Source organism: Bacillus sp. L_1B0_5, assembly GCF_000836715.1.
GTDB lineage: Bacteria > Bacillota > Bacilli > Bacillales > Bacillaceae_G > Bacillus_A > Bacillus_A thuringiensis_S.
The window spans coordinates 1-8,292 of the sequence record NZ_JXIS01000064.1 but is presented as its reverse complement, the minus strand read 5'-3'; the positions used below and the strand labels follow the sequence as shown (position 1 = coordinate 8,292).

The following is an 8,292-nucleotide window of genomic DNA, read 5'->3' as shown; positions in this document are numbered from 1 at the left end:
ATTTTAGTTTTGCAACACCCTCTAAATAAGAAACGTATTATGATGCTTAGGTTATTTATTACACTTGCAAAAGAACAAAAAGGTTCAATACTTCATGCTTAATGTACCGTATGTATATAAAATAATATCTACAAAAAAAATAATTGGATAAATACTAAAAATCATTTAATATTTAAGCATATATCATGGAAAATACTAATAATATTCTTAAAGAGATCTCTATTAACTTCCAATTATCCGCGACTTTTATTAAATTGAGATATTCCAAATTCTATAGCAATAATATCTTTATTTTAATTACTTTCTCTTTCAGTAATTGCAGTAATACCATTAAATATCTCCGAGATAAGGTGATTTTGAGCCTTTAATAATTGCGGGAATTCCCATGTTTTTTTATGTTATTTTAAACAAATTGTTATTTATTTTTAGCCAAAATAAATAACATTATAAATTCAAGGAATTAAGTTCTTTTCTGTATTTGCATTTTAAAACTAGTTAGGAGATTATTATGAAAGAAAACATAAATTTAAATTCTGTTGTATTTAATACACTAAAACAATATGAACAAGCATTCACTATAATGACATTTCGTTTTACAAAAATTGATGAAGATTTTTATTACACCTACATTGATCCTGCTTTAGTAGATAAAATGCAACTATCTAAAAAACATTTTATTAACAGAAGGCTACAAGATATATGCATAAATCGCGAAATATTTAATAAAATGTACACCTATTATGAACTAGCATGGAGAAATGAACAATCCAATTTATATATATTTAACCTTAACACGCATATATATATTATTTACTTTAAAAAAATTTATGTTGAAAAGGAAAAAGAGGTAGTGCAGGGGCATTGTATCCCAATAAATCCTAATTCAGAATTACTATCTGCTCTTGATATACCTATAGTCCATAGATTTGATTTTATATAAATGCCCCTATTTTAATACATACGGATTTACGCGTAAGAAAAATTTATGGTTATTTTTCTTACCTTTCCAACCAAAGCAGGAGGTTTTCCCTTTAACTTCTGATATAAAATATATACTAATCCATACAATATAATTATTTTTTTCATACTACATGCCAAAACATTATCCTACATCAAGTAATGATTTTTCGAAATAAGGTAATATACCACTCAAAAATATTACTAAAAATACATAGTAACTACCTACATAAAATTTTAGCCGTTTTTTTTCTTTTCTAAAGTTTCACGTAGCTTCCGAATGATTTGTACCACTAATTCTATTTCATCTTCTGTAGCTAATTTACCATCCAAAATTAAATTATATTTTTTCAGTAATTCTTGCGAGTTCAAATTTATGTCTAGGATGAACTCTTTTTCATTTAATTCATCTTCGCACTTTTCATCCAATTCAATCAGATACTGAATATCTATATTATATATAGTTGAAATTTTTTTCAGTATGTTTAGGGAAGGGGTATATATTCCTCGCTCAATTTTAGATAGATTACTGTAATCATAGTTAATTTTTTTTGCTAAATCCTTTAAAGTATCGCCATTTTTTTTTCTAATTTCTTTAATCCTATTCTTCATATCCTTCCCCCCCCTACATAAACCCATTTCTTTTTTACATTTTACCTAATTTTTTCATATTATTTCACTTCAAGCTCTTTATTGGTTCAATTGGAAAAAAATATATAAATTTATGGTATACAAAACCAATTCGAGCAATATACATATATTAATCATGTTTGATTGAAATGGTCTTATTATGCAAAATACCTTCTGCTCTAGATGTTTGAATAATTTGAAGTTTTTCTTCCGATATAGCATAGGGCGATTTCGAAACAATCCAAACATACGGTGAAGTACTAAGTTCATATGTTTTATTTTTGAAATTCCACTCTTCAGCTCCAAAATAATTTATATATCGTTTCAATTTATTTTTCATTAGATCTGAAGAATATCTAGAAAGTTGAATCTCAACAAAAAATGCCATTTTGTTCCACACCATGAAAATATCAGGTTGGATATATCCAGAACCAAACCTTTTTTCTACTACAAAAACAGACGGGGATTTATACTGACAAATACCAATATAAAAATCAACAATAGCTAGGTAATGTTTTATTTTTTGAGAAGTCTTTTTGACACTAGATGGCTCTGGAAAATAGATATATGGCTGTTCATCTATCTTGGCGTCAATATATCCATCTCTCCTCAGCCTTTTTAGCACAAAATTTGCAGATGTAATAGGGTTTTTTACATCAGAAAACAACAAACGAACAATTTGATCCCTAGTCATACATTTAAAGAGATCCAAAGCTTGTATAATTTTCTTATCGCGTGATCTTAACACCATTTCTCCCCCTCAAAATATATTGTTTATATTAGAAACAATTTCTACAAACTCTAATTTCACAAGATTCATAGAATGAAAACAAAAGTAGGTGCTACTTTTGTAGAGTATATGTCAAAAATATAATTGGTATTCTTTTTAAATCGAAATTCCGAAAATAAAAATTAGAATATTATATTTTAAGTGAACTTAGATTCTTATTTATAACAGGAATATATCTTATTAGTAATTCCCTAAAGTTCTAATATTCTAATTATTTGATTTTTCCTCGGAATTACAATATAGTATTGAAAGTATAAACATACAAATAAAATAAACTAAAATTTATATTAACATAAAAATATTTATCTTCAAATCAAGATAACTCACAAGAATCTGTTAACTATAAACAAGTCTCTGTTTATCAGCACATCCTGAACCACTTAAAAATGAAGTATAACTTGCCTAAAAATATTTAAACAAATACGCTCTTAGTAATTAAAACTGCCATTCTAGATGATTTAATCTGCCTTTTCCACTGATTATACAAATTACTTTCATGAATTAAGAGATTATAAGGTTTTTAAAGACCCAATGCTAGTCTTTTATTTTTATTATAATATTATTAGTTTATATTTATATAACTAACTTGTTTATTGATTAATTTTCCATTCCTCCGAAAGTTCCCCCTATGTATTTTTTTCCATTAACTTCTTAAACATTTCTAATCTTTTGTACTTAAAAAAATCATACATATGAACGAGAAAAAAATAGGAGTGCATGCCATTATTATAGAAAATAAAGAAAGAAATACATTCGTCACAAAGAAGCAATTCAAACAGATGTTTCTAGAACATGGTCTTAAGGTCTGACGTTAGGATCTTAAGCAACACTATTTTATTCTATACAAAAAACACTAATATATACAGACACTCATTATAAGATTCATTTTTAACAGATTCTCCAAAAGGATTCTCCTTTCTCGAGCAGGTGCAGGGCAATAACTCAGCGATAAGTTTCAATTTGGCATAATCAAACAACATCTAGTTTCACTATAGACTTCTAATTCTTATATAATTAGTTTTATTAAATTATAAGGGTTGATATAGCACTGAAATTTGATAATAATAGCCATTTGTAATTGCTATTGTATTAGTTATAAAACACCGAAAATATGTGTGTGATGATATATCAGACTATGAAAAATCCATAGATATCTAATTATTCAAGAAACAAAATGTAAAATTAGTAGAATAGACTTATGATGTTGAACAGATACATATCTTGTTTGAGGCGACATCATAATTAAAAAATGAAAAATTTCATTAATGCATATAAATATGAATTTTTCATTTATAAATAGAATCTCTCATGGAGTAAGAAAGAAACTTTAGAGAAAATTGTTTTGATCGAGAGGTTTTTGTTTAATTACTACAGAAGGGGCACCAATAGATGTAGTAGAGTACTATATTAAAAATCAACGTAAAAAGTATGGGTTAGTAAATGTTAAAATTATACAAATATTATGAACAACGAGTGTGTACAGCTTGTTACAAGAAATACTTACTGGTATTATCAAGTCTTATCGAGAACCACTAGATAAACCTATCAAAGTGATGACTGTTATAGCTTTAATAGAATATATTTTATTCCTATAAACTGTAGTCGCACGTAGATGTTCATCGTGGCAAGCAGCCAATTCTACTTTGAAAAATCGTTTGAATAGCATCTATTTATTCAACTTAGTACTTAGAACTAATTAAATACAAAAAATAATTACAGATTTTGTGAATTAAACAATTACTTACAAGACCCAAGTGAAACTTTAAGGATGGGAGACATAGAAGAATCCGTAAGTTCTTGCAAATTGTTCTCAAAGTAGAAGGAGTAATACTACACTGCCCTCTCAAAAGTCAGTAATACCAAAATTTCTGTTCGCCTTTGCTGGTAAAATCCCTACTTCCACCAGTTAATTGAGTTTTTTAGTGCCGCACCTCTCTATTGTATAAGAGCATGTTGGTTTAAACCAAAAACTAATAAACAAAACTAACGAACAAATAATCGTATTATTGTGAGATATTTAGAAACTATATATCCTTGATCAAACTAATATTTTGTACCATGTATCACGATGAAAATATTAGCTTCAGAGTAAATATAATAACACAACCATGTACATCATTAACTAAATAATTCTCCCTCTTCTCTCTCAGTATATCAAATACTGTATTGTAAATATTATAGTCTCCACAACTTCCACCATTTTTTATCTTGCCTACTATTGAATCCTTCCGTTTCCTGAAACTTTAACAATAATTTTTGCTGTCTTTTTGTTAATACATCCTCAATATATTCTTTTTGTTTTTCAAATTCGTGTAATAATCCATCATACTTTCTATTTAAATCGTTCAAACCTGAATTCATATGTATTAAAGTCTCTGTAACATTAAGTACCATAGACTTTTCATTTTCATTAATATTTATTTTGGGTAAGATATGTACAGAACAGAGCACATCCTCTATTTGCTCTGTCGTTTTTCCTTCCTGATAATACAATCGTATTTTTAATAAAATATGAATGTATTCCTTAGAAATCAAGTAGTTTTTCCCCTGTTTTTTTACCCTTAAGTGATGACCGTGCATTCTAATATAGCGTCTTATGATTACATATGAAATTTCTGTTACCTTTTCAACTTCGATAATTGTCATCCAATTATTAATCATTGCATTACTCACCTTTCAAAAAAAATTTTTTAGATTTTTGCTATAATTAATATTTGAAGTTCTATTCTTAATTTTACTATTGGTACATAATTATTTAGGTACATTTTCTTTTAGATTTTTTTTATATTCAACTCTATTCAACAATTCATATGGAATGAATTTTCTTGTATGATGAGATGCAACAAACTCCTCATATATTGGATGCCAAATAATGATATACTTTTCTTCTTTATATCGAACCTCATCAAATTGACGTAGAAATACTCCATTTTTATCATTCTGATTAATATCTATTGCACCCAACCTTAATTTATCTCGAAATGTATCCATCTAAACCTCCTAAATTTTTATTTTGATAAATATAATTTGCTATTATTACCAAAAATCCTTTTATATTTTTTCGACATATTTCTCTCACTTATGATTATACTCATTTCCTTTGCTATTTCTTTAGATACATAAACTGATTGAATATCGTTCAATCAGTTATTTACCAAAATTAATATTAATAAAAATATACAGATTTGTTAAATAAACCAATTTTTAATATTTAAATATTAAAAATTAAATACCCCAGTTCTACAGATGTTTTATTCATTAAAGTTAAATCCAAAACAAAAGCTAAGGAATAAAGTTCCTCAGCTTTTGTTTTGGATTTTTAAAAAAGTACAACGATTACGAAAACAAACAACTACTTATTTTTATTGCACCTTTTAAAAACTATATTCATTATTTAATTAGGTTATACTTAGCAAGCACCCTCTTGTGTTCCTTTTATTATACTGCTCTTTCTCATATACTTATATTAAGCCAAGATGAAAAATATGTTAGATTACAAAAGGCAATAAATTTATAATAAATTCACTACCTCTTGTCTCTCTATCCACTTATCTAACTTATTTTTCGTATCGTCATTTAATCTTTTTCTTTTTCCAGATAACATTCTTGAAAGTGTTGAATATGAAATCTCAATTTCTTTTGCAAACTCACGTATACTTTTATTATTCTTCTCTTTGTACGTGTTCATCTTTTCGATATAAAATTCAATGCTATTTGGGTTCTCTTGATTTAATATACTAATTGTCTCCTCTTCAATAACTGGTTGCTTTCCTTCTATTTCAATGAAAAATGGTACCTGTTTCCTACTTTTCTTAATAATTAACTCTTGTTGTAATTTAACAAGCTCATTTGTAGGAGAAATAATTATTTTTAACTTTAACCAATAGTTTTCAAACCAATTTTTCCCCTTACATTTCTCTTCATCTATTTCAGGAGAGTATTTCCACTCTTGAATTACTTGGTCTCTCATAAGGTCATCTAAAGTCTTTTCAAAAACTTGTCTGATTAGACTTGGCTTTCTTTTCATACTTATCTCCATTACCTGTAAAACTCCTTTGGGACCACCAATACTATATGAATGTGTTAAATGTTGATATGATTGTTGAATACGCCAACGCCAACTTAAATATCTTGTCAACCTTTTATGATACCTCTGTTGTTTACTGTTATACTCTAATGCCTTTTTAGATAATAAACCTGTCAGTTTTTCAGAACCGTATAGATATTTCGATAAAAAACTACCTGGTGTAACGTTCATGCTCTCTATACCTAATGTTTTATCTGTATCAACATCTTTTGCAATAATAATTTCGTCCATTACAAATAATCTTCTAATTCTTTGCTTTTTATAAGCTAAAGTTTCATTTGGATCCTCTTCATTTAAAATCACTATCTCATTATCTTCATTTACATAAATAAAAATACTAGCAAGAGCAGCTAAACGCTCCATAATTTTTAATCTGTCTTCTTTTCGATAATAAGTTTTACCGTTCTTAATTTGTTTCATATTACACATATCTAGGATTTGTTCGTAATGTACAGGCACAATGGTCTTATCATTTTCTGCACTCTTTACCCATAGTTCTGTTACAATATCTAGGCAGTCCGCCGTCAAATCATCCATTACTCTAGTTAAAAATGTAGAATCAATTAGCGTATTCCACTTTTTCAACTCCTCTCTCTGTAATTTCATATCACCATCATCGCGAGAAGATACTACCACAAGACTATTTTGTTTATCCGGTAACTGAGCAATACGACCTTCCTTATCTTGGTCATCTGCAAACTTATTCTTGGCAATTGTATCTGATAAATGATACATAAATCCTGCATTACTTCGTTCTATATATTCACTTTTAGGTCCTGAATTTAAAGGTAATTCTTTTGTGAAAACAGGCAGTTTAACTCCAAATTCCATTAATAAGTCATCTCTTAGGCATTCGTAAATTTCTTCCTTATGATTATCTAATTTAGGGAGAATATCTATTGCAGATAATCCTAAGGCTTCTTTTTTAGAAACCCATTTTACTAGCCTTTCGAAAGTCTGTGATGAATAAGTTGAGTTATATATTTTTTGTAGATCTTTTTCCACATCTTGATAAAATCTTTGCCATTTATTTAAAATCTTATCATTCCCCTTTACCCCAGTAAATAAAGGATAGGCTATATATAAAGTGTTTTGAAATAGTACTTTTAACTTCTCCACTAATAATCCTCCTAATTGCTTCTAATACAATTATACCAATTGCTACTAATCATTCATACCATTCCAAATGGGGTTTTGAAAGAATATATAAATTACTAGCTTTAACCCTTAAATTTTATATAGGTCTCATCCAATTTCCAAGACAATTGTATGTACTTATTTTTCTTATTCTAGATTTTAAAGATTAATTCTCCTTGTTCATTTTTTAGAGTTAAGCTTAGAAAGTTCTGAGACAGAATTTTTCACCTATCAAAAAGATGTGATTTTTTTGTAAAATTGGCAATATTTCGCCCGATTTCATACCCTTCTTATCAAAAAAGCAACGCTTTTCCCAAGTTGCGTACCTATTATCTTTAATAAGCAACATTTTACATTTAAATCTACAGATATACATTAAAAATAAGCAACGTTTTTCCCAAGTTGCGTACCTATTTCGCTAGATAAATCACTACTATCCCTTTGTATATCAAGGAATTTAAGAAATTCAATAAAAAATTATATATATTTTTATAGCGACCTTTCCCAAGTCGCGTACCTATTTTTCAAAAAAAGTAGCAACACTCTTCCCACATTGCGTACCTAAAAATAATAGATGAACTTAGAGAATAGTGTTATTAAAGGATTTCTTTTAATTTTTACTTAATAAAGTCTCATCAAATAAGAGCAACACCCTTCCCAAGTCGCGTACCAAAAAAAAAAAAAAAAAAAA

6 protein-coding genes and 2 pseudogenes are annotated in these 8,292 nt (G+C 27.7%); 2 read left to right on the top strand and 6 right to left on the bottom strand.

Annotation, left to right across the window (positions count from 1 at the left end; all coding sequences use genetic code 11):
- Window positions 1-508: 508 nt before the first annotated feature.
- Window positions 509-940: a hypothetical protein gene (locus RT27_RS20760; RefSeq protein WP_043937283.1), complete on the top strand. Its 432-nt coding sequence runs from the start codon at window positions 509-511 to the stop codon at window positions 938-940.
- A gap of 254 nt (window positions 941-1,194) precedes the next feature.
- Here RT27_RS20760 and RT27_RS20755 read toward each other — a convergent pair whose 3' ends face one another.
- Together RT27_RS20755 and RT27_RS20750 are read right to left on the bottom strand one after the other, a co-directional pair.
- A complete protein-coding gene (locus tag RT27_RS20755) occupies window positions 1,195-1,569 on the bottom strand; it encodes a helix-turn-helix transcriptional regulator (RefSeq protein WP_043937281.1) in 375 nt (124 codons plus the stop codon).
- 148 nt (window positions 1,570-1,717) lie between these two features.
- The gene (locus tag RT27_RS20750) at window positions 1,718-2,338 is read right to left on the bottom strand and encodes a replication-relaxation family protein (protein WP_082045005.1); all 621 of its coding nucleotides are present in this window, start codon (window positions 2,336-2,338) and stop codon (window positions 1,718-1,720) included.
- A gap of 1,117 nt (window positions 2,339-3,455) precedes the next feature.
- On the opposite strand from RT27_RS20750, the pseudogene RT27_RS35840 reads away from it, so the two are divergent.
- A pseudogene (locus RT27_RS35840) lies at window positions 3,456-3,843 on the top strand (transposase).
- A 709-nt stretch (window positions 3,844-4,552) separates the two neighbouring features.
- Here RT27_RS35840 and RT27_RS20745 read toward each other — a convergent pair.
- From RT27_RS20745 to RT27_RS35835, 4 genes and pseudogenes are all read right to left on the bottom strand, one after another.
- On the bottom strand, window positions 4,553-5,038 hold the full coding sequence (locus tag RT27_RS20745; RefSeq protein ID WP_000609617.1) for a hypothetical protein: 486 nt from the start codon (window positions 5,036-5,038) through the stop codon (window positions 4,553-4,555).
- A 90-nt stretch (window positions 5,039-5,128) separates the two neighbouring features.
- Entirely contained in the window at window positions 5,129-5,368 is a 240-nt protein-coding gene (locus RT27_RS20740) for a hypothetical protein (protein WP_000379360.1), read from the bottom strand.
- Window positions 5,369-5,888: 520 nt separating this feature from the next.
- Entirely contained in the window at window positions 5,889-7,583 is a 1,695-nt protein-coding gene (locus RT27_RS20735) for a helix-turn-helix transcriptional regulator (protein WP_043937277.1), read from the bottom strand.
- Window positions 7,584-7,687: 104 nt separating this feature from the next.
- Window positions 7,688-7,786, bottom strand: a pseudogene (locus tag RT27_RS35835) (IS6 family transposase); the annotation flags it as partial.
- Window positions 7,787-8,292: the final 506 nt, after the last annotated feature.

What these genes read in the sequence shown, in the direction of transcription:
- RT27_RS20760 (WP_043937283.1), top strand. Translation starts at nt 509, where the DNA reads ATGAAAGAAAACATAAATTTAAATTCTGTTGTATTTAATACACTAAAA.
- RT27_RS20755 (WP_043937281.1), bottom strand. Translation starts at nt 1,569, where the DNA reads ATGAAGAATAGGATTAAAGAAATTAGAAAAAAAAATGGCGATACTTTA.
- RT27_RS20750 (WP_082045005.1), bottom strand. Translation starts at nt 2,338, where the DNA reads ATGGTGTTAAGATCACGCGATAAGAAAATTATACAAGCTTTGGATCTC.
- RT27_RS20745 (WP_000609617.1), bottom strand. Translation starts at nt 5,038, where the DNA reads ATGATTAATAATTGGATGACAATTATCGAAGTTGAAAAGGTAACAGAA.
- RT27_RS20740 (WP_000379360.1), bottom strand. Translation starts at nt 5,368, where the DNA reads ATGGATACATTTCGAGATAAATTAAGGTTGGGTGCAATAGATATTAAT.